Origin of the sequence: Amycolatopsis tolypomycina, from assembly GCF_900105945.1 — a bacterium.
GTDB classification, from domain to species: Bacteria; Actinomycetota; Actinomycetes; order Mycobacteriales; family Pseudonocardiaceae; genus Amycolatopsis; species Amycolatopsis tolypomycina.
The window spans coordinates 201,288-221,732 of sequence record NZ_FNSO01000003.1 but is presented as its reverse complement, the minus strand read 5'-3'; the positions used below and the strand labels follow the sequence as shown (position 1 = coordinate 221,732).

Genomic DNA, 20,445 nt, shown 5'->3' with positions numbered 1-20,445 from the left:
CAAGCGTGACTCGCTGTCACTGAGGTCTTAAGGTCAGGCAGTCGGTTACGGGAGTGTTAGGTGAGGTCCGATGTCGACTGCGAAGCACGACGGAAAGGTGCGCGGGTTTCAGTTCAGCCCGTGGAACCTGCTCCTGATCGTTCCGCTGCTGGTCCTGGTCACGCCATTGTTCAACATGGACGGTCCACGGTTGTTCGGGATGCCGTTCTTCTACTGGTTCCAGTTCCTCATGGTCGGCGTCGGGGTGCTGAGCACCTGGATCGTCTACCTGATGACGCGGGACAAGCCGACCGTTGACGCGCCGGACAAGCTGAGCGTCGAGGACCTGGACGAGGGGGACGCTCGATGAGCAACCTGCAGTGGCCCGAGCTGATCATCTTCACGCTCCTGTTCGCCCTGGTCACCGTGCTCGGCTTCATGGCGTCGCGCTGGCAGCGCGGCAGCACGCTCGACCACCTGGACGAGTGGGGCCTCGGCGGCCGCAAGTTCGGCTCGTGGATCACCTGGTTCCTGCTCGGCGGCGACCTCTACACGGCTTACACGTTCGTGGCGGTGCCCGCGCTGGTGTTCAGCGCCGGCGCGCTCGGCCTCTACGCGCTCCCCTACACGATCGTGGTCTACCCGATCGTGCTGCTCCCGGCGCTGCGGATGTGGTCGGTTTCGCGGGTGCGCGGCTACGTCACCCCGGCCGACTTCGTGCGCGGCCGCTTCGGCTCGCCGATCCTCGCGCTGCTGGTCGCGATCACCGGCATCGTCGCGACCATGCCGTACATCGCGCTGCAGCTGGTCGGCCTCGAAGCCGTGCTGCGGACGATGGGCATCAACGGCTCGGGCATCGTCGGGCACCTGCCGCTGCTGGTCGCCTTCGTCATCCTGGCCTTCTACACCTACCAGTCCGGTCTGCGGGCGCCCGCGCTGATCGCGTTCGTCAAGGACATCCTGATCTACCTGGTCATCCTGGTCGCGATCATCTACCTGCCCTCGAAGCTGGGCGGCTGGTCGCACATCTTCGACACCGCGGTGGCGAAGTTCGACAAGACGCCGTCGAAGGCCGACGGTGTCCTGCTGAACGCCAACAACCAGCTGCAGTACGCCACGCTGGCCCTGGGTTCGGCGCTCGCGCTGTTCCTGTACCCGCACTCGCTGACCAGCGTGCTGGCCTCGCGCGGCCGCAGCGTCATCAAGCGGAACATGGTCGCCCTGCCGGCGTACTCCCTGGTGCTCGGCCTGCTGGCCCTGCTCGGCTACGTCGCGATCACGGCGGGCGTCAAGCCGCTGACGAACGCGGCGACCGGCAAGCCGGACGGCAACACGATCGTCCCGGTGCTGTTCGACAGCACGTTCGCGTCCTGGTTCGCGGGCATCGCGTTCGCCGCGATCGGCATCGGCGCCCTGGTGCCGGCCGCGATCATGTCGATCGCCGCGGCCAACCTGTGGACCAGGAACATTTACAAGGAGTACATCCGCAAGAACGCGACACCGCAGGAAGAGGCGAAGCAGGCGAAGCTCGCCTCGCTGGTCGTGAAGCTCGGTGCGGTCGCGGTGATCATCCTGATCGACCCGCAGTTCTCGATCGACCTCCAGCTCATCGGCGGCGTGCTGATCCTGCAGACGCTGCCGGCCGTGGCGCTGGCGCTGTACACGCGCTGGTTCCACCGCTGGGGCCTGATCGCGGGCTGGGTCGTCGGCATCGGCTGGGGCATGATCATGCTGTACGGCATCCCCAACCCGGCCAACGGCAAGCTCCACTTCGGTGGCTCGGCACTCCCGCTGGGCAACCTGTCCCTGTTCGGCTGGCACCCGTTCGCCGGTTCGCAGGTCCAGATCTACGTCGGTTTCGTGGCCCTGATCGGCAACCTGGTGATCGCGGCCATCGTCACGGTGATCGCCCGGCAGCTGAAGGTGTTCAACGGCACCGACGACACCGAGCCCGAGGACTACCACGCCGACGAGCACGACAAGAACCTGCGCCCGATCGGCGTCCACTAAGGACGTAGCAGGGCACGGGAAACGAGGTAGAGCACCAGTCCGGTGAGCAGGTGCCAGAGGAAGTGCGTGCCGACCGGGACGTAGTCACACACGTCCCGGTCGAGCGCACGCAGGCTCAGCGAGAGCGCGAAAATGGCGCCCGCCACGGCGAAGTGCGTCCAGGAGCCGTCGCGCTTTGCGGCCGCCACGGCGGCGAAGACCCCCAGGGTGATGAGGGTGCCGAAGTAGAGCCCGCCACCCAGCAACGCGGCGCCGGCGGTGAGCGCGAGAAAAGCCGGCGCGGCAACCCACTTCCAGCGCCCGCGCGCGAACACCACGGCGCACACCACCATGAACCCGAGGATCGCCACCGAATCCGCGACGGCCGCCCACCGCGTCGCAAGCAGGTGGAAAACGGTGCTCGCGACGAAGACGAGCCCGATCAGCCCGGCGAGCACCCGCCCGGTCCGGTCCCCGTTGGCCAGCCGCCACACGAGCACCGCGGCAACGAGGAAGGCGAGATTGCCGAGATCGTTGAACGGCTCACCCCAGAGCCCGGGCGCGACGCGTTCGCAGTACCCGTCGACGTAGTCCGTCACGGGACCAGCCAACCACGTCTAGCGTGAAGCCCATGAGCGATGCAGTGAGCCGGTTCCCCGTCACGGAACTCGAAGACCTGCCCGAAGACCTGCGCGAGCGGATCGGCGCGATCGCGGAGAAGTCCGGGTTCGTGCCGAACATCTTCCGCGCGCTCGGCCACCGCCCCGCCGAGCTTCGCGCCTTCCTCGACTACCACGACGCCCTGATGGAACGCGCCGACGGACTCACCAAGGCCGAGCGCGAGCTGGTCGTCGTCGCGACGTCCGGCGCCAACCACTGCACCTACTGCGTCGTCGCCCACGGCGCGATCCTGCGCATCCGCGCCAAGGACCCCGAGCTGGCCGACCGCGTGTCGAGCAATCCGTGGCAGGTCGAGCTGGACGAGCGCGGCCGCGCGATCGTCGACCTGGCGCTGGCCCTCGCCCGGGACTCGGCTCTGTTCGGCGAGGGCGACCTCGAAGCCGCACGCGACGCGGGCCTGACCGAGGACGAGATCTGGGACATCGGCGCGATCACGGCGCTGTTCGCGATGTCGAACCGGCTCGCCCACCTGACGGCGCTCCGCCCCAACCCGGAGTTCTTCCTGCTCGGCCGGACGCCCCGCTAGAACTCCAGGCGCCAGGTCTCGTCGGTCAGCTCCGGCCCCCAGTCGTCGAAGTCGTGCTCGGCGACGAGCTCGAAGCCGGCCGCGCGGTAGATCGAGCGCGCCGCGGTGAGGATGGAGATCGTCGACAGCTCCATCGCGCGGTAGCCGTGCGCCCTGGCGAACTCGACGCATTCGGTGACCAGCCGCCTGCCCACGCCGTGCCCCCGCGCCGACGGCTCGAGCAGCAGCAGCCGGATTTTCGCCGTGTCCGCGTCCGGCCCGCGGCCGCAGCCGATACCGCCCACCCGTTCGCCGTCGAGCTCGGCGATCCAGAACGCCTGCCGCGGGTCGTCGTGGGCGGCCAGGAAGTCGGCGGCGATCCGGGCGACGAGCGCCTCGAACCGGGCGTCGAAGCCGTACTCGCGGGCGTAGAGCGCGCCGTGCCGTTCCACCACCCAACCGAGGTCACCCGGTCGTGGCGGCCGGAGCACGAGGGCCGGGTCGCGACGGCGGCCGCCGACCAGGTCGCCGATCGTGCGCATCGCGGCGAGCAGCCGCTGCTGATCCTCGTCGGCGAAGCGGCGCAGCAGTCCGCCGATCCGGTCGGCGGACCGGCGGTTCAGCACCGCGAAGGCGTCCCGGCCCGCGTCGGTCGGCCGCACGAACTGGCGGCGGGCGTCCTCCTCGGACCGTTCACGCACGATCAGCCCGCGTGACTCGAGGCGCGCGAGCAGCCTGCTGGCGTAACCGGCGTCGAGGTCGAGGCGTTTCCGCAGGTCCGTGACGGGGAGCGGGTCCTGGTGGGCGAGCTCGAAGAGCACCCGGGCTTCCGGCAGCGAGTACTCGGCGTCCGCCGGCCCTTCGTCGAGCACGCCGATGACCGCGGTGTAGAGCCGGTTGAAGGAGCGGACCGCGGCCACGCGATCGTCGTTCATTGACCACCTCAACAAGTTCGTTGACGAAGTCAAAGATTACTGCGGAATGCGCCGACGGCAAGCGGGTTTCCGGGGAAATGGGAAACCCCGCGATGCTGCCAGGTCGGGGGTCCGCCAGCATCACGGGGTCGTACTGGGTATCGACGCCCCTCCGGGCGGCGTTACACCATGAGCACATTGTGGCCTACGTCACTCGAATGGGCGACCGGCCACGGGGTGAGAGGTCAGCGCATGTAGCCCGAGCGAGCCTGCGCGATCGCGATGAGTTCCTGACGGACCGTCGCGGTGGCGGCGGTGTCGATCGCCCGGTTCAGCGCCCGGCGAGTGCGAGCCTCGGCGCGACGGGCACGGAGCTTGGCGGCGATGTTGTTCATCGGTTTCTGCATCCCCTTCGAGGGTCTTGGTGGCTTGTAGGTCTAGTATGCGCCTTTTTTCACAAGGATGCCAACGAATATCCGGTGACTTGGCGCACTTGCCGATGAATCATCGGCAAACTTGGGTAGAGGCCGGAGAGATTCGGGGTGGCGGCGGTCACGATGAAGCAACCGGCTACTGTCCTATAGCTCCATATAGCAAATACGCAATACAACGGTAGCGACGCGCATAGACGGCGAGAGAGCCGGAAAAGCCCAGGTCAGTCGCGGCCGAGCAGGTAGTGGCCGAAGTGCGGCACGGTGAAGGCGATCTGCCCCCGCTCGGCGGAGTACACGAGGCCCTTCTTCATCAGGCTGTCGCGCGCGGGTGAGAGCGACGACGGCTTCCGCCCGAGGAACACGGCGACGTCGGCGGTGCCGGCGGGCTCGTCGCGGCCCTGGGTGAGCGAGGCCATCGCCTGCAGGTACTCCCGTTCGGCCGGCGTCGCGCGCTCGTAGCGCGAGCCGAAGAAGCCGACGGCGAGCTCCGACTCGGCCTCGGGCGCGGCGACCTGGACGTCCTTGACGGTGATCGGGTCGGACGGCGCCGCGTCCCAGGCCGCCTTGCCGTAGGCCTGGATGAAGTAGGGGTAGCCGCCGGAGGCGTCGAAGAGCGCGTCGAGCGCTTCCGGCTCGATGCCGGCGTCCTCGCGTTCGATCGGCGCCATCACGGCGAAGTCGGCGTCCTCGCGGCTGAGCCGGTCGATCCGCGCGTACCGGAAGAGGCGTTCGGAGTAGGACTTCGACGCGGAAAGCACGGCGGGCACGTGCGGCAGCCCGGCCCCGACGACGACGAGTGGCGCCCCGGACTGCGAGAGTTCGTGACAGGCGGCGCACAACGCCGAGACGTCGTCCGGCTGCAGGTCCTGGATCTCGTCGATGAGCAGCGCAACCCCGGTCCCGACGTCCGCGGCCAGCTCGGCGACGTCGGTGAACAGCTCGACGAGGTCGATTTCGATGTCCCCGGAGTCGGCGCGCCCCTGCGCGGCGGGCACGTCGATGCCCGGCTGCCACCGGTCCCGCAGCTTGGCGTCCGGCTTGTTGGCCCGCAGCGCAAAAGCCTTGAGGACGCCGAGTACCTCTTCGACCCGATCCGGCGCCCGGTGCCGCACGGCGAGGTCCCGGATGGCCCGGTGCAGCGCGGCGGAGAGCGGCCGCCGCAGTTCGGCGTCCGGCCGCGCTTCGATCTTCCCGGCCCCCCACTTGTGCCGGACGGCCATCGCCCGCAGTTCCCCGAGCAGCACGGTCTTCCCGACACCTCGGAGTCCGGTGAGGACGAGACTGCGTTCGGGTCTCCCCCGCGCAACGCGTTCGAGAACAACTTCGAAGGCCTTGAGCTCACGCTCCCGCCCAGCAAGCTCGGGCGGCCGTTGCCCGGCGCCCGGCGCGAAGGGGTTGCGGATGGGGTCCACTCTGCCAAGCTATCGGCGTTTCTAGGGTGAGCCCGATATTCCGCCATAGACGGCTAGCGGCGTGTCGCGCTAGTTCGACCGGATGGCCGTACATAGAGACGAACAGGTCTGCAGCCCTGCTCGTCCCTACCCCCAGTGCGCCCTTACGACGCACCACTAGTCGGTCAGGTTCCGTTCCGCGTAGATCTTCATCGCGTCCCGGACGAATTCCGCGGTCGCACCCTCGAGCCCGTAGCGCGAGTCGTCGACGTACAGCTGCCCGAGGCCCGCGAAGTACCCCGCCGACACCGACGAGACCGCCGGGCGCAGCCACTCGTGCAGCCGTCGCGTGATCGCCTGGACCTCGTCCGAACCCGCAGCCAGGCCCGAAGCGAGAGCCGCGCCGAACGCGGCCGCGATGTCGCGCTGTTCCTGCTGGTGGGCCTCCCGTTCGGAAGCCGACAACGACGACCACCACTGGTCGCCGCGCTGGTACGCGTCGGCGCCCCAGCGGCGTGTGACCTCCTCCTCGTACTGCGTGTGGTCGAAGCCGTCGAACACCTCTTCTGCCATCAGTCGTTCACCTCCCTTCAGTTTCCGGAGGGTCGTGCGGACCGACTCGATCTGCCGTCCGATCCGCCGCTGCTCGCCTTCGAGCAGCTCCAGGTGCGTCTCCAGCGCCGCGGCGCTGTCGCGCTGCCCGTCGAGGACCTCGGCGATCGCCGGCAGCCCGAGGCCGAGCTCGCGCAGCAGCAGGATCCGCTGCAGCCGGACGAGCGCCTGCTCGTCGTAGTAGCGGTAGCCGTTGCTGCCGATCCGGCTGGGCTCGAGCAGGCCGACCGCGCCGTAGTGGCGCAACGTCCGGCTCGTGGTCCCCGCCGAGCGGGCGATGTCCTGGATCGACCACTCCATGCCGACGACGATAGAAGTTGACGCGACGTCAAGGTCAACCGCTAAGTCTTTATAACCCTATATAGGAAGAGCGCTATAAAGAGCCAGAAAGCCCGATGAGGATTCGAGCACGGGCCGAGCGGGCATCCACGGAGTAGGTTCGACCAGGCAGCGGCCCGTACGAGGAAGGCTATGACCGTGATACTCCGTCGAGTGGCACGTCCCCTGCTCGCCACGATCTTCGTGACGGGCGGGATCAATGCGCTGAGGCAGGCCGAGGGCCACGCCAAGGCGGCGGAACCGTTCCTCAACAACGCGCTCGACAAGTTCGGCGACAAACTCCCGGAGCAGATCCCGCGGGACCCGGTGACGCTCGTCCGGATCGACGCCGCGGTGAAGGTCGGCGCCGGTCTCGCGCTCGCCTCCGGCAAGGCGCCGCGGCTCGCGGCCGGGCTGCTGCTCGGCAGCCTGGTGCCGACGACGCTGGCGACGCACAGCTTCTGGGCCATCAAGGACCCGGGCGAGCGTCAGCAGCAGCAGATCCAGTTCTTCAAGAACGCGAGCCTGGCCGGTGGCCTGCTGCTCGCGGTCGCCGACACGCACGGGAAGCCGTCGGCGGCTTGGCGCGCGAAGCACGCCGCGAAAGACGTCGGCGCCGCGGCCGGGAAGCTGAGCCGCAAGGCCGAGAAGCGCGCGAACAAGCTCGCGAAGCGGGCCCAGAAGGCGCTCCCCAACTGAGCCTATGCGTAAGTGCCACCCTCGGGTGGCACTTACGCATAGGGAGCTACGAACTACTTCTCCAGGATCGCTGTGACGCCCTGGCCGCCGGCCGCGCAGATCGAGATCAGGCCGCGGCCGGACCCCTTCTCATGCAGCAGCTTCGCCAGCGTCGCGACGATCCGGCCGCCGGTCGCGGCGAACGGGTGCCCGGCCGCCAGCGACGAGCCGTTGACGTTCAGCTTCGCCCGGTCGATCGCGCCCAGCGGCGCGTCCAGGTCCAGCTTCTCCTTGGCGAACGCCGGGTCCTCCCACGCCTTGAGCGTGGCCAGCACCTGCGACGCGAACGCCTCGTGGATCTCGTAGAAGTCGAAGTCCTGCAGGGAAAGCCCGGCGCGCGCGAGCATCCGCGGCACGGCGTACGCGGGCGCCATGAGCAAGCCTTCGTCCCCGTGGACGTAGTCGACGGCCGCGGTCTGCGAGAACGTCAGGTACGCCAGCACCGGCAGCTTGTGCGCCTTCGCCCACTCGTCGGTGGCGAGCAGGACCGTCGACGCGCCGTCGGTCAGCGGCGTCGAGTTGCCCGCCGTCATCGTGCCCTGGGGACCGCCGAAGGCCGGCTTGAGCTTGGCGAGCTTCTCCGCCGTCGAGTCCGGGCGCAGGTTCTGGTCGCGCGTGAGCTTGAGGAACGGCGTCACGAGGTCGTCGAAGAACCCGCGGTCGTAGGCGGCGGCGAGCTTCTGGTGGCTGCTCGCGGCCAGCTCGTCCTGCGCCTCGCGGGTGATCTCCCAGACCTTCGCCGTCAGCGCCGCGTGCTCGCCCATCGACAGGCCGGTGCGCGGCTCCTCGTTGCGCGGAATCGCCGGCACGATGTGGCCGGGCCGGATCTTCGCGACGAGCTTGAGGCGGTCGCCGAGCGTTTTCGCGGCGTTGAGCTGGATGAGGATCTGGCGCAGGTCCTCGTTGACGGCGAGCGGCGCGTCGCTGGTGGTGTCGACGCCGCCGGCGATGGCCGAGTCGAGCTGGCCGAGCGCGATCTTGTTGGCGACGTTGACGATCGCCTGCAGGCCGGTGCCGCACGCCATCTGGACGTCGGACGCGGGCGTCGCGGGCGAGAGCTTGCTGCCCAGTACGCTCTCGCGGGCCAGGTTGAAGTCCTTCGAGTGCTTGAGCACCGCGCCGGCGGCGACCTCGCCGATCACCTCGCCCTGCAGCGAGAAGCGGCTGACCAGGCCGTCGAGCGCGGCGGTGAACATGTCCTGGTTCGACGCCTTCGCGTACGGCCCGTTGGACCGCGCGAAGGGGATCCGGTTGCCCCCGATGATCGCGACCTTGCGCACGGCGGGCGTCTTCTTCGGTGGCATGAACTTCACCTCTCTGGTCGGCTCTTGCACACTGTAACCTACTGAGGAGTAGGTTAGACTGCGGCGTGACGCAACCGGCACGGGAGGCAACCGATGGCTGACAGGTACCAGCAGTTCACGAAAACCCCGCTGGGGAAGTTCGTGGTGCCGAAGCTCGGCCTGCCGAACCCCGCGACGCTGCGCCGGTACAAGCCCGGCCAGCCCGCCCTCGAGGGTCCCGCACTCCTCGGCGCCGCGCCCGGCGGACGGCTCGAGAAGGCCGTCCGCGACCAGCTGGCCGACGCCGGCATCGAGGTCGTCACCACGGCCGCCGACAGGCACGCGGCGCTGGTCTTCGACGCCACCGGCGTCACCGACCCCGCGCGCCTGCGCGAGGTCTACGACTTCTTCCACCCGGTGATCCGCAGCGTCGGGCCGTCCGGCCGGGTCGTCGTCCTCGGCACGCCGCCGGAGCAGGTCGAGGGCCGCGAGCGGATCGCCCAGCGCGCGCTCGAAGGGTTCATCCGTTCGGTGGGCAAGGAGCTGAAGCGCGGCGCGACCGCCCAGCTCGTGTACGTCGCCGACGGCGCCGAAGAGGCCACGGACTCGACGCTGCGCTTCCTGCTCTCGGCGAAGTCGGCGTTCGTCGACGCGCAGGTGATCCGGATCGGCACCGAGACCAAGACGGCCACCGCGCCGGCCGACTGGGAGAAGCCCCTGGCCGGCAAGGTCGCGCTGGTCACCGGCGCGTCCCGCGGCATCGGCGCGGCGATCGCCGAAGTACTGGCCCGCGACGGCGCGCACGTCGTCGCGCTCGACATCCCCGCCCAGGGCGGCGACCTCTCGAAGGTGGCCAACAAGGTCGGCGGGTCGTCGCTGCAGCTCGACATCACCTCGCCGAGCGCGCCCGCGAAGCTCGCGGAGTACCTGAAGGAGCGGCACGGCGGCGTCGACATCGTCGTGCACAACGCGGGCATCACGCGCGACAAGACGCTGGGCAACATGAGCGAAAGCGCGTGGGACTCGGTGATCGCGGTGAACCTGGCCTCGCAGCTGGCGGTGAACGACAAGCTCCTCGGCGATCGCGTCCTGAACGAGAACGGCCGCATCATCGGCGTCTCGTCGATCGCGGGCATCGCCGGCAACGTCGGCCAGACGAACTACGCGACGTCGAAGGCCGGCGTGATCGGCATGGTGAACGTCGGCGCGCCGCAGCTGGCGGCGTACGGCGGCACGATCAACGCCGTCGCGCCCGGGTTCATCGAGACCGAGATGACGGCCGCGGTCCCGCTGTTCATCCGCGAAGCCGGGCGGCGGCTGTCCAGCCTCGGCCAGGGCGGGCTGCCGGTCGACGTCGCCGAGACGATCGCCTGGTACGCGAACCCGGCGTCGGCCGCGGTGAACGGCAACGTGGTCCGCGTCTGCGGCCAGGCCCTGCTGGGGGCGTGACGTGGCGATCCGCGAACTCGACAGCACGCCCAGCCTCTCCACGCTGTACCCGAAAGCGCTGCTCGGCGGTGTCCTGCGCAAGCCGTCCGGCTCCTCGTTACCCGACACCGAGCTGGTCCGGACAGGCGTGGTCGTCGACCCGGCGCACCTGGCGGCGTACAACACGGTGTGCGGCTTCCGGCTGAGCGACGAGCTGCCGGCGACGTACCCGCACATGCTGGCGTTCCCGCTGCAGATGGCGTTGATGACCGAACCGGGCTTCCCGTTCCCGCTGCTCGGCATGGTGCACGTGGCGAACCGGATCACCCAGCACCGCCCGCTGCGCGTGGGCGAGCCGCTGACCGTGCGCGTCCGGGCGGAGAACCTGCGCCCGCACGAGAAGGGCCGCCAGTTCGACGTCATCAGCGAGGCCTGGGTCGGTGATCACCTCGTGTGGTCCGACGTCAGCACGTACCTGCGCCGCGGCTCTTCGTCGGGCCCCGCCGGCCGCCGGGACCAGCTGGCCCCGCCGACGCCCGACGCGCTCTGGCGCGTCCCTGGCGACATCGGCCGGCGCTACGCGGAGGTGTCGGGCGACCGCAACCCGATCCACCTGCACCCGCTGACCGCGCGCCTGTTCGGCTTCCCCCGCGCGATCGCCCACGGCATGTGGACGAAGGCCCACGCGCTGGCGGCGTTCGAAGGCCGGCTGCCGGAGGCGTTCACGGTGGACGTCCGGTTCAAGCAGCCGGTGCTGCTGCCGGCCAAGGCGGGCTTCACGTCGTGGGCCGTCGGCGACGGGTGGGCGTTCGAGCTGTGGAGTAAGTCGAAGCCGCACCTGGAGGGCACGATCAGCTCACTCTGACGGCTTCCAGACGGCGCCCTCGATGAGGTCGTTGAAGCCGAGCCAGACGAGGTTCATCAGCCAGGAAGCCAGCACGCCGTCCGAGATGTCGGGGTGGTCGAGGGCCCAGTCGGCCAGCGACTCGGCCCCGCCGACCAGCGACGCGGCCAGCCCTTCGCCGGAGAACTCGGCCTGCTCGCCGACGCCCTTGCGGGTGCCGGCCGAGACGACGAGCGCGGCGACGAGCTGGATCGCGCGCGCCCGCATGTCGGTGATCTCGGCGGCGAAGGCCCCGCCGACGGTGAGGGCCTGGCGGTGCAGGACGGTCCAGGACTCGCGGTACTCGGCGACGAAGCGGTAGAAGGACCGCAGGCCGTGCCAGAGCTGCATGTCCGGCGGCAGGTCGGGCTGGACGCCGGCCTGGATGGCCTCGAGCAGGCGCGTCGCCTCGCGGCGGATGCACGCGCCGAAGAGGTCCTCCTTGGAGCCGAGGTAGGTGTAGATCATCGGCTTCGAGACGCCGGCGACGTCGGAGATCTCGTCCATCGACGCGGCGTGGTAGCCGTGGCGCGAGAAGACCTGGACGGCCGCGTCCAGGATCTGCCGCTCGCGCACCGCACGCGGCAGCCGCCTGGCCCGTTCGGGCGGACGCTGATCTTCCTCTGACACGCTGGACCTCCTTGTTGCTGCCCGGAGACGGTACCGGCAGCGGACCCGTCAGGGTGATTTCGGCACGCTTGCCCGCCTACCTACTGGCGGGTAGCCTTACGCATGAGTAACCGGGAGAGGGGTGACCATGGCCGAAAACGCCGGGATGACCAGCGCCGATCGGATCGCGGACCTCCGCGGCGCGGCGCTGCTCGATGCGCTGGAACGCCTCGACCCGCTGGGCCCGGAGGCCGGCACCCTCGACGTCAACACGCTGGCTCTCGACCCCGGCGAGCTCCGCAAGGACGACTTCCGCCGTTTCCTGAAGGCCCTGCTCACCCTGGCTTCGCGTGCTCCGGCGTTCGACCTGAGCAAGCTCGAGCCGGCCCGCTTCGCGTCCTTGGTGGCCTCGGCGTCGCGCGCCCAGCTGGAGAGCGTCGTCGCCGATCCCGCGCTGCGCGAGCGCGTCTTGGACGAGATCTTCGCCCGCATGGGCGCGCACATCAGGCCGGACCGAGCCCGCGACCTGCAGGCGGTGGTCCACTGGCGCCTGTCAGGAGGGGTGGGAGAAGGCGGCTACGACCGCTACGAGACGGCGATCGCCCACGGATCGTGCACGGTGAGCCGCGAGATGCACGCCCCTCCCCGAGTGACGATCACGATCGCCCCGACCGACTTCTTCAGGCTGATAACCCACCAGGCAACCCCGGCGGTGTTGTTCGTCACGGGGCGGATAAAGGTAAAAGGCGACCTGGCCTTCGCGGCGGGCTTGATCGGTTTCTTCGACTTACCGCACCCCGTATAGTCCGCCCGTGCCCCGAAACGCAAGATGGCGCCGCCCCCGCACGCATCGCGGGGGCCACGTGGTGAACGCGTTCGCGGAGAAGCTGGTCATCGGCCGCCTGACGCCTGCGCAGTTCGTCCAGGTGCTGGAAACCCTGCACATGCTGGGCTCGACGGGAGCCGGCATCGAGCTGAGTTCGCTGTCGACGGACGTCCTGGTGGACGTGGTCCGCAGAGCCTCCCGCGACCAGCTGAAGGCGATCGCGTCCCATCCGGAGCTGCGATCGGTGTTTTTGGACGAGATCTTTCGTCGAATGTCGGAGCATTTCTCGCCGGCCCGGGCCCGTCACGTGGATTTCGTGGTTTCTTGGCGGTTTTCAGAGGGCGCGGGCGAGGACGGTTACGACCGTTTCCAGACGGTGATCGAGGACGGGGTGTGCGTCTCGTCGACGGACCTTTCGCGAACGCCGGACACGACGATCACCTTGTCGGTGGACGACTTCATTCGGATGGCTACAGGCAACGCGGCGGTGGCAGCGATGTTCGTGACCGGCCGGGTGAAGGTGAAGGGCGAGTACGCGCCGGCTGTGCGGTTCTCCAGCTACTTCGACATCCCCAAGCCGTCTGTGGACAGGTAGGGGTTTGCTGGCTGCCGCAAACCCCTACCTGTCCCTGGTCAGCTCCCGAGGGACGTCAGTACCTCGATCAACCGTTCGACCGCGACCTTCCCCAGTCCGAAGAGGGCGCCGCGCAGGAGGGTCTTCGGCCAGCTCTGCTCCTGGGGCACTGTTCCGGTGAGGCGTGTCCGCTTACCAGAACGCGTGAAGCTCGCCGCATGGAGACGCAGGCTCCGCTCTCGCCCCGTAGACTTAGCCAACAGGACTCCTTACTTGTTTCCGCAGGTGGAGGGGTTTCTGGAAGGGGAAGGCCTGCCGGTGACTGCTGGCCGGCATACCGGCTGGCTTTCCCTGAGTGCGTCCCGGGGGGACAGCTTCCGCGAACTAGCACGATGAGAACCAGCTCGCCTGGCTTTGCGCATGCTCACCTCGTCACTATGTGTCGGGTCACTATGTGTGTGGGGTCACCGTATGGTCACCGAACGCGGTTACTTTGTGTGACAGAGGCTGAGGCTCCTGCCAAATTCTTCGGTGGCGAGTGCGCCCAGCGAACGTGCCGTTGGTCGCATCAGTACCTCCATTACCTCTGTCGTTGCCTCTGTGTGCAGATAGGTAGTGGTGCGCCACTTCTCGTGGAGACTCCTAGTGTTCTAGCCGCGATCGCGTCACCTGTGGCGATGGTGGGCTGCGGCGAGAAGTCGGCACGCCTTCTTCGAGTAGTTCGCGGCGACGGAGACGGCAATGTGCCTTTTACGTTGCGCCGGTCCACCTGGAGTTGCCGCATCGCGTTGCGCCGGTCCCCGACCGGACGAAGGGCAAGGGAAGGAAGGCCGAGGAGATCCACGGCAGATACCAGCCTGCAGGTGCCGTCTTCCGCTGCATCGCCTTCTTGTACGTCATCTGATGCAGCCTGGATAAAACAGTCACGAGCTCACCTCCTCGCGGCACATGCTGTCCGCGCTACTCCCGGCGGCGTGGCCTCGGTTGACGTGAACCTGCTCGCCCCGCAGACGTGCGTTGCGCGAACTTGACTTGGCGAGCGCGCGCAGCGCGATGAGTTCCTTCAATGTGCAAGGAAGCCGTTCCCGTCCTCCTTCCTTTGCCAGTGCGTGCATCGACTGCAAGATCGAAATGGACGGGATCCTGTGTGCGTTGACGTAAAGGGAGAGGGCTGGCGTGGAGATCCAGATCCTCGCAGCCCTCTCCGCCTGTGTACGTGCTTCCATGCACCGGCACAGCGAGAGAAGCGTCTTCGCTAATTGGCGCTGCGCTGCCGTTGCACTCGAAGGGATTCGCTCTCCGACGTGACTTGCCTTCATCGTGCGTCACCTCTTCCTCTGCGATAGATCGAGCGTGGCTTATTTCTAGATTTGGGTTTCTGGCGCGTTTCTGGCGCGTTTAAACAGAGGCGAGGAGCGTGCTCTGCTCGCCTGGTGTTCGCCCGCCTACGGGAAGGGGTGCGTGTCCTCGTGGGTGATCCTTTCGTGTCAGCGCTTAACTTCTAGAACGGCTGAGACTGAGGCAGCCTACCGCAGGAGTCCGCGCTTCGCGCCTTCGAGTCCTTCGCGGCGTGTTGCCTCTTCGAGGCGCGAAGGGGTGCTCCGGCGAGGCGTCCTGCCGGATCAGTGGGCTTAATTGTAGATTGTCAACAATCTACAATTAAGATGCGGACTTCAGGAAGTCGAGTCAGAAGTCGAATATGCGCAGGTGGCGGCGCGTGTCACCTGAAGGGACAGATGATTTGTTGAGCTTTCAATCAATCTAATAAAGGCGCCAAGTGGCATCAGAACTGGTCGCTTGTGTTTGCTTATGTAAATAACTTGCCAAAGCAAGTAGTGGTCAGGCTGTCTCGCGGGGTGCTGTTCTGTAAACACCGATGGGGTGGCATGAGCCTGTTCTCGTGCTACAAAGGATTAACCGTGTCCCGCTGCGTGTACACCGTCGGGGGTGAGCAGGCTCCCGGCGATCGTGTGCGCACTGAAAGTGAGGTCCAGTAAATGTTGCCGTCATGGGAGGACCCGAACCTGGGAACCATGAAGCGTGTCGCTTTGTGGCTCATCGCCGAGGTTGGTGAAGGAAACGAGTTCACCAAGGAGCAGATGCGCGCCGCGTTCCCCGGGGTTTCGCAGATCGATCGCCGTATGCGAGACCTCCGGAGTTTTGGCTGGCGCATTGACACGAATCGGGAGGATCCGCTGCTCACCTCGGCGCAGCAGCGTTTCGTGACGCGCGGCCAGCCTGTCTGGGAGAAGGGAATGCCTTCGAGGTCGAAGTCGGCCCCGGCTATTGGTGCGGTGCGCCGGCGTGAAGTGATCTCCGGAGACAGCAATATGTGCCGGTCGTGTGGCATTACGCCCGGCCAGTTCTACGCCGGCACTTTTGAGGGAGCGCAGCTTGATATTGCCCGCCGCGAAGTCGTGCTCCCCGGCGGCGTCACCGAAAAGCAGCTGGTTACTGAATGTAATCGTTGCCGGGTTGGCGCGAAGGAACTCACCGCTGACTTGTCCGCTGTCATCGATCGAGCCGGCGCACTGAGCCCGGACGATCGGGAGCTCCTTGCCGGCTGGGTGGACGCGGACGAGCGGCCGTTCAGCGCGGCCGAGCGGGTGTGGGCCGAATACCGGGCTCTGCCTGCGGACGCCCGTGCCTCCTTGCGTGAGTTTCTGGGCTTGGCCTGAGCGGTGTGCCGGCTCCGGCTATCGTTCTTCGTCGGTGGCGCGTTGGTGGTACAGGAGAGCAGATGATCAAGGACTACGGCCGACCGCCTCGGGCCGATGAGAACCGCGCTGTTGTCCAGCGCCGCCTCGAGGAGATCAGTGCCCGGGGCGGCGCCCGGGAAACGCAGAGCATCGAATGGCGCGGAAACCAGGTGCACCTGGACGTGATCCAGATGCCGGTCGGGGACCTCTACTACAACCCAGCCACTCATCGGGTTCGTGCTCAGCGCAGTCATGACCCACAACGTGACCAGCTCATCGACGATGACCCCTGGAGCACCGAGAGCCAGGAGTACCTCGGCTACCTGCTGCAGGCACTGCCGTCGGACCCCAGCAGGATCGACCCGGCGTTCACCGAGCTTCTTGAGAGCCTCTCCGACTATGAGCAGACCGAGCCGGGCCTGATCACCCGCGAAGGCATCCTGGTGAACGGCAACACCCGGCGGGCTGCCCTGCTGAAGCTAGGAGGTCCGCAGCAGCCGATCCGTGTCGCGGTGCTGCCAGACTCGTGCGACTGGTCCGACATCCGGGATGTCGAGCTGTCTCTGCAGCTCAGAAAGGAACATCGCCGCGACTACTCGTACATCAACCGCCTGCTGGCGATCGATGAACTAGTGAGCCAGGGACTGCCGTTGGCGAAGATCGCTGCGATCTTCCGGAGCACTGTCGCGGCTTGCAAGCAGGATCAGTGGGTCTTCTCGTGTATCAAGTCGATGATCGACCGCAGCGAGGTGGACGGCCGCCGCATCCCGCTGATCGCGTTCGAAGATCATCAGGAGAAGCTCAAGGAGCTGCACCGCCGCTACCAGAAGGATCGAGCGACTAGCGGCGAACGTGCCGAGCTGACCAAGGAGTCGCGGCTGGCTGCGATCATGCTCGGCTTCTCGAAAACCGATGTCAGGTTCATCGAGGCAGACTTCCAGTCCCGCTACCTGAAGGACACTTTGCCCGGCAAGCTCAAGCCGGAGCTGCCCTCTTCGCAGAAGGTCACGATTCCGGGACTAGGTGTTTCCGTGAAGGGTTCTTCGAACGATGTTGCGAAGGCCCAGGAGCTGACCAACACGGTGCTCAAGGCGCGCGCTGTGGAGATCAACTCGGTCGGAGTGGAGGCAAACGGGCAGACCGAACCGATCAACGAGCTGAAGAACGCAGTGAGCGATGCGATCCGGCTGGCCGGCCGTCAGGCGCAGCTCCAGAAGCGGAAGCAGGCGGCCCCGGATCGCCTGAACACCGCAAAGGCCGAGATCGATCAGTGTGTGACGGAGCTGGTCATGTCACGGGCGTCTCGCGCGCTAGACGAAGAGGCCTTCAATGACTCAGTACTGAGCTTCCGCCGTAGCTTGCGTAGCTTGGCTGTTGAAGCAGCCCGTACCGTTGAAGAGCAGAGCGAAGGTGTCGACTGGCTGCGTCGAGTTCTCGAACTGGAGACGTAAGTGGATCGAAACGGGCCGAGCCTGGTTATCGGCTTCGACCTGACAAGGACTCAGGCGCGGCTGCAGACGACAGGCCGGCACCGGGAAAACCTCGCTAGTCTTCTGGCGGGTTTTCCCGGTGGCCAGATGACGGAACGGCTCGCGGCCGCCGTTCCCATTGACGAGTTCCTCGGGAACATTGAAGCCTTGGCCGCATGGCCCGAGCCGGACTCGGTTGTCTGGGAAGATTCTTTCCAGGCGCTTGCCATGGATATGATCAGAGACGCCGAACGCTCCGAGCGGCTCCTCTCTGGTGAAGAAGACGAGCTGGTCGTCCACGACAGCGAGCTCGCAGACGTTCTGGAACCAGCGTGGTCCGGAGACCTCACGTCGTTCCAGCGCCGAGACGTGGCGAAGCTCGTCTCGCTCGGTCACGGAGCGAACTTCTCGGTTCCTGGTGCTGGCAAGACACGGGTGGCTCTTGCGGGATTTTCGATCATGCGCAGGCGCGGCCATGTGACGCGCATGCTGGTCGTCTGTCCAAAATCCGCCTATGAAGCCTGGCGGGAAGAGAGCCAAAAGTGCTTCGCTGGCGGGTTGGATGTCCAGGTCTTCGATGGCCGGAGCACGCTCTCGGCAGACGTATTGCTGGTGAACTACGAACGGCTCGATCGATCGCTCGGCGTGATAACCGAATGGGTCGGCTCTGCGCCGACGATGATGATCCTTGACGAAGCGCATCGTATGAAGCTCGGGAGTGCCGGAGTCTACGGAGCTGCCTGCATGGCTCTCGGACCACTGAGCACCATCAGGATGATCCTGACCGGGACTCCTGCTCCGAACGGCCCCAAAGACCTGGAGAGCCTGTTCGCCTTCGTCTGGCCGGGACGCGGGAAGCGTGTGGTCAACGAGGCGATAGACGGCGGAAACCTGATCCATGCCAGCCGGGTCCTCAAGCCTCTTTACACGAGGACTACCAAGCAGGAGCTCGGCCTGCCGCCAGTCTCGCTGAAGACGCGCACGGTCGACCTTCCGCCCTTGCACCGGGAAATCTACGACGCCATTATCGGGCGGTACACACAGCGTGCCGAGCGAAGCAGGTCGGACTTCGACTCGCTCGGCAGGACCGTCCTCCGGTTGATCATGGCGGCGACCAGCCCCGCGCTTCTCGCGCAAGGCGCCACGAGGTATGAGCCCCTGTCCCTCCAGGTGCCACCACTGGAGATTCCGCCTAGCGATCCGCTTTACAGCCTGCTCGGTTCACTCTCGGAATACGAGATGCCGCCGAAATACCAAGAGGTACTCGCGATCGTGAAGGACAACGCTGCGCAGGGGCGGAAAACTCTGGTGTGGGCGAGCTTCGTCCGCAGTATCAGCACTCTGGAAACGCTCCTAGCTGACTTCCGCCCCGCTGTTGTGCACGGAGGGACCGCGGATCGCGAAGAGCAGATCGATTTCTTCCGCAGTGATCCAGACTGCTTGGTGCTCATCTCCAACCCGGCTACCTTGGGTGAGGGAATCAGTTTGCATCAGGTATGCCATGACGCGGTATACGTCGATCGCGACTTCCAGGCGGGCCGGTTCCTGCAGAGCCTCGATCGGATCCACCGGCTCGGCCTCGCGCCCGACACGGAGACCCGGGTGACTGTCCTGACGACTCGTCACACGGTCGATGAGATCGTGGCGATGCGGCTCAACGAGAAGCTCGAATTCATGGGCAAGCTCCTCGATGACGCGTCTGTTCAGCAGCTAGGCGATCCGTTCGAAGAGCCATCCGTGATCGCCGGCATGGACGCCGCGGACGTGAAGGCCCTGCTCGCCCACGTCAGGAAACCAGGTTCTAGCTGATCTTGGACCGGTTCTGGCTGAACTTTTCGTGGCGTTCGTGGTTGGCCTGACCGATGAATGCTTTGAACTCGCCAAGCCGGTAGGCAAGGCTCCCGTCAGACGTGAGCTCGCGTTCGATGATGAAGTCGCGATCGAGCTGAGTGATGCGTTCCTCGATCTCGGCGAGCCCGTTGCGAAGGTCAGCGCGTTTCAGAATCTCACTGGCGGGTACGAGCCCGCCGAGTTCCCGGAGAACTTTGTAAACGGGGTCATGGTTCGAGGTCTCACGTGAGACGACCGCGCCTTCGTGCTTGAGTGCCTTTAAGATCGCAGAGCCCACTGCTTCAGCAACTGGAGGCGGGAATGCATTGCCAATCTGCCGGTAGCGAGTCGTCTTCCGCCCGGTGAAGGTCCACTCATATCCAGGGAGCCAGCCTTGGATACGGGCGACCATTTCGGTGGTCAGCTTCGGGCCAGGAGCTTGGTTCGTCTCGGTCTTGAACTTGGCATCCCGCGCGGGCGGGGCGTCCGCCACGCCCATCGCATCGACGCTCAGCTCAGCCCATGCGCGCTTGGCCCTGGTCGGCCCCAGGTCTGCGCCGCCGTGCTTCTTGGAACCACCGACGATCGTGGGCCCGATCTTGTCAGCGTCCTCGATCCATTGGTCGAGCCCCTCCCAGCCGTTGGCGCCCATGAGGTCGTGAATGGCGGCACTGACGGTGAGCTGCTCGGCGACAGGTTCGGGCCACTTGAAGTACTTGGCGTCGTCCTCCTGCATGGCGACCAGCACGAACCGGGGCCGGAGCTGCGGCACTCCGAAGTCACATGCGTTGAGCAATCGCCATTCAGCGACGTACTTGAACTCGGCAAGCCTGTCCAAGACGTACTGCCGGTAACCCGAGAACCGAGGCAGGCTGAGCCCTCGGACGTTCTCCAGCATCAGGGCACGCGGCCGCACCTTGTCCACCTGCTCCACGGCCCAAGCGAAGAGATCACGTTCGTCGTTTGCGCCGAGCTGCTTCCCGGCGATCGTGAAGGGCGGGCACGGGACCCCGCCGGCGAGCAACGCGACCTCACGGTGATCTTCGGGGTTGAAGATGGCCGGATTGGCGACATCGCCCTGCTGGACGATGTCGCGCTTTTCGTCGTCAATCTCGATTGATCCCGGGATATTGGTCCGCAGGGTCTCGAAGGCATTGGAGTCCAGCTCGACGGCAAGCCGGTGCTTGAACCCGGCTCGCTCGAGGCCAAGGGCCTGGCCACTGCGCCAGCGCAGAGTTCAACGACCTCGAAGGAGCTGTCGTCGGGTGCGCCGGTCATCGGGT

At 66.6% G+C, this 20,445-nt stretch carries 19 protein-coding genes; 11 read left to right on the top strand and 8 right to left on the bottom strand.

What is annotated here, in order from left to right; translation table 11 throughout:
* Positions 1-70: 70 nt before the first annotated feature.
* Positions 71-349, top strand: coding sequence for a DUF3311 domain-containing protein (locus BLW76_RS06610; protein WP_091304958.1), 279 nt, complete (start codon positions 71-73; stop codon positions 347-349).
* Positions 346-1,989 (top strand): monocarboxylate uptake permease MctP, encoded by a 1,644-nt coding sequence (gene mctP / locus BLW76_RS06605; RefSeq protein WP_091304957.1) that lies wholly within the window; start codon positions 346-348, stop codon positions 1,987-1,989. Before BLW76_RS06610 ends, mctP begins: the two co-directional genes overlap by 4 nt.
* Here the strand turns inward: mctP and BLW76_RS06600 are convergent.
* Complete coding sequence (locus BLW76_RS06600; protein WP_091304956.1) at positions 1,986-2,567, bottom strand: hypothetical protein; 582 nt, start codon at positions 2,565-2,567, stop codon at positions 1,986-1,988. The genes mctP and BLW76_RS06600 overlap by 4 nt on opposite strands.
* Positions 2,568-2,599: 32 nt before the next feature.
* On the opposite strand from BLW76_RS06600, the gene BLW76_RS06595 reads away from it, so the two are divergent.
* Positions 2,600-3,175 carry a peroxidase-related enzyme gene (locus BLW76_RS06595; RefSeq protein WP_091304955.1) on the top strand — a complete coding sequence of 192 codons (576 nt, stop codon included), beginning with the start codon at positions 2,600-2,602 and terminating at the stop codon, positions 3,173-3,175.
* On the opposite strand, the gene BLW76_RS06590 is transcribed toward BLW76_RS06595, so the two are convergent.
* From BLW76_RS06590 to BLW76_RS06580, 4 genes are all read right to left on the bottom strand, one after another.
* Positions 3,172-4,089 carry a bifunctional helix-turn-helix transcriptional regulator/GNAT family N-acetyltransferase gene (locus BLW76_RS06590; RefSeq protein ID WP_091304954.1) on the bottom strand — a complete coding sequence of 306 codons (918 nt, stop codon included), beginning with the start codon at positions 4,087-4,089 and terminating at the stop codon, positions 3,172-3,174. The genes BLW76_RS06595 and BLW76_RS06590 overlap by 4 nt on opposite strands.
* Before the next feature lie 224 nt (positions 4,090-4,313).
* Positions 4,314-4,463 carry a hypothetical protein gene (locus BLW76_RS48310; protein ID WP_167344411.1) on the bottom strand — a complete coding sequence of 50 codons (150 nt, stop codon included), beginning with the start codon at positions 4,461-4,463 and terminating at the stop codon, positions 4,314-4,316.
* A 260-nt stretch (positions 4,464-4,723) separates the two neighbouring features.
* Positions 4,724-5,914, bottom strand: coding sequence for an ATP-binding protein (locus tag BLW76_RS06585; RefSeq protein WP_003058004.1), 1,191 nt, complete (start codon positions 5,912-5,914; stop codon positions 4,724-4,726).
* 156 nt (positions 5,915-6,070) lie between these two features.
* The gene (locus BLW76_RS06580; protein ID WP_091304953.1) at positions 6,071-6,805 is read right to left on the bottom strand and encodes a MerR family transcriptional regulator; all 735 of its coding nucleotides are present in this window, start codon (positions 6,803-6,805) and stop codon (positions 6,071-6,073) included.
* Positions 6,806-6,976: 171 nt separating this feature from the next.
* Between BLW76_RS06580 and BLW76_RS06575 the strand changes: the two genes are divergently transcribed.
* Complete coding sequence (locus BLW76_RS06575; protein ID WP_091304952.1) at positions 6,977-7,522, top strand: DoxX family protein; 546 nt, start codon at positions 6,977-6,979, stop codon at positions 7,520-7,522.
* Positions 7,523-7,575: 53 nt separating this feature from the next.
* Here BLW76_RS06575 and BLW76_RS06570 read toward each other — a convergent pair whose 3' ends face one another.
* Entirely contained in the window at positions 7,576-8,865 is a 1,290-nt protein-coding gene (locus BLW76_RS06570; protein ID WP_091305808.1) for an acetyl-CoA C-acetyltransferase, read from the bottom strand.
* A 93-nt stretch (positions 8,866-8,958) separates the two neighbouring features.
* Here BLW76_RS06570 and BLW76_RS06565 point away from each other — a divergent pair, with 93 nt between their 5' ends.
* Both BLW76_RS06565 and BLW76_RS06560 read left to right on the top strand, forming a co-directional pair.
* A complete protein-coding gene (locus tag BLW76_RS06565; protein WP_091304951.1) occupies positions 8,959-10,293 on the top strand; it encodes a 3-oxoacyl-ACP reductase in 1,335 nt (444 codons plus the stop codon).
* Between the two features lies 1 nt (position 10,294).
* Complete coding sequence (locus BLW76_RS06560) at positions 10,295-11,137, top strand: MaoC/PaaZ C-terminal domain-containing protein (protein WP_091304950.1); 843 nt, start codon at positions 10,295-10,297, stop codon at positions 11,135-11,137.
* Here the strand turns inward: BLW76_RS06560 and BLW76_RS06555 are convergent.
* Entirely contained in the window at positions 11,129-11,785 is a 657-nt protein-coding gene (locus BLW76_RS06555; protein WP_043787198.1) for a TetR/AcrR family transcriptional regulator, read from the bottom strand. The two genes, BLW76_RS06560 and BLW76_RS06555, sit on opposite strands and share 9 nt — an antisense overlap.
* A gap of 127 nt (positions 11,786-11,912) precedes the next feature.
* Here BLW76_RS06555 and BLW76_RS06550 point away from each other — a divergent pair, with 127 nt between their 5' ends.
* The 5 genes from BLW76_RS06550 to BLW76_RS06530 all read left to right on the top strand — a co-directional run bounded on the left by BLW76_RS06550 (position 11,913) and on the right by BLW76_RS06530 (position 19,141).
* Entirely contained in the window at positions 11,913-12,569 is a 657-nt protein-coding gene (locus tag BLW76_RS06550) for an SCP2 sterol-binding domain-containing protein (protein WP_208613230.1), read from the top strand.
* A 61-nt stretch (positions 12,570-12,630) separates the two neighbouring features.
* Positions 12,631-13,185: an SCP2 sterol-binding domain-containing protein gene (locus tag BLW76_RS06545; RefSeq protein ID WP_091304948.1), complete on the top strand. Its 555-nt coding sequence runs from the start codon at positions 12,631-12,633 to the stop codon at positions 13,183-13,185.
* A gap of 2,012 nt (positions 13,186-15,197) precedes the next feature.
* Positions 15,198-15,842: a hypothetical protein gene (locus BLW76_RS06540; protein WP_091305806.1), complete on the top strand. Its 645-nt coding sequence runs from the start codon at positions 15,198-15,200 to the stop codon at positions 15,840-15,842.
* Positions 15,843-15,904: 62 nt separating this feature from the next.
* The gene (locus BLW76_RS06535) at positions 15,905-17,314 is read left to right on the top strand and encodes a transcriptional regulator (RefSeq protein WP_091304947.1); all 1,410 of its coding nucleotides are present in this window, start codon (positions 15,905-15,907) and stop codon (positions 17,312-17,314) included.
* Positions 17,315-19,141: a DEAD/DEAH box helicase gene (locus BLW76_RS06530; RefSeq protein WP_091304946.1), complete on the top strand. Its 1,827-nt coding sequence runs from the start codon at positions 17,315-17,317 to the stop codon at positions 19,139-19,141.
* On the opposite strand, the gene BLW76_RS06525 is transcribed toward BLW76_RS06530, so the two are convergent.
* On the bottom strand, positions 19,134-20,327 hold the full coding sequence (locus tag BLW76_RS06525) for a DNA cytosine methyltransferase (protein ID WP_244170121.1): 1,194 nt from the start codon (positions 20,325-20,327) through the stop codon (positions 19,134-19,136). The two genes, BLW76_RS06530 and BLW76_RS06525, sit on opposite strands and share 8 nt — an antisense overlap.
* Between the last annotated feature and the right edge of the window lie 118 nt (positions 20,328-20,445).

Bases quoted from the DNA above. Each gene is read 5' to 3' on its own strand.
- BLW76_RS06610 (WP_091304958.1), top strand. From the start codon at position 71: ATGTCGACTGCGAAGCACGACGGAAAGGTGCGCGGGTTTCAGTTCAGC.
- mctP (WP_091304957.1), top strand. From the start codon at position 346: ATGAGCAACCTGCAGTGGCCCGAGCTGATCATCTTCACGCTCCTGTTC.
- BLW76_RS06595 (WP_091304955.1), top strand. From the start codon at position 2,600: ATGAGCGATGCAGTGAGCCGGTTCCCCGTCACGGAACTCGAAGACCTG.
- BLW76_RS06590 (WP_091304954.1), bottom strand. From the start codon at position 4,089: ATGAACGACGATCGCGTGGCCGCGGTCCGCTCCTTCAACCGGCTCTAC.
- BLW76_RS48310 (WP_167344411.1), bottom strand. From the start codon at position 4,463: ATGAACAACATCGCCGCCAAGCTCCGTGCCCGTCGCGCCGAGGCTCGC.
- BLW76_RS06580 (WP_091304953.1), bottom strand. From the start codon at position 6,805: ATGGAGTGGTCGATCCAGGACATCGCCCGCTCGGCGGGGACCACGAGC.
- BLW76_RS06575 (WP_091304952.1), top strand. From the start codon at position 6,977: ATGACCGTGATACTCCGTCGAGTGGCACGTCCCCTGCTCGCCACGATC.
- BLW76_RS06570 (WP_091305808.1), bottom strand. From the start codon at position 8,865: ATGCCACCGAAGAAGACGCCCGCCGTGCGCAAGGTCGCGATCATCGGG.
- BLW76_RS06565 (WP_091304951.1), top strand. From the start codon at position 8,959: ATGGCTGACAGGTACCAGCAGTTCACGAAAACCCCGCTGGGGAAGTTC.
- BLW76_RS06550 (WP_208613230.1), top strand. From the start codon at position 11,913: ATGGCCGAAAACGCCGGGATGACCAGCGCCGATCGGATCGCGGACCTC.
- BLW76_RS06540 (WP_091305806.1), top strand. From the start codon at position 15,198: ATGAAGCGTGTCGCTTTGTGGCTCATCGCCGAGGTTGGTGAAGGAAAC.
- BLW76_RS06535 (WP_091304947.1), top strand. From the start codon at position 15,905: ATGATCAAGGACTACGGCCGACCGCCTCGGGCCGATGAGAACCGCGCT.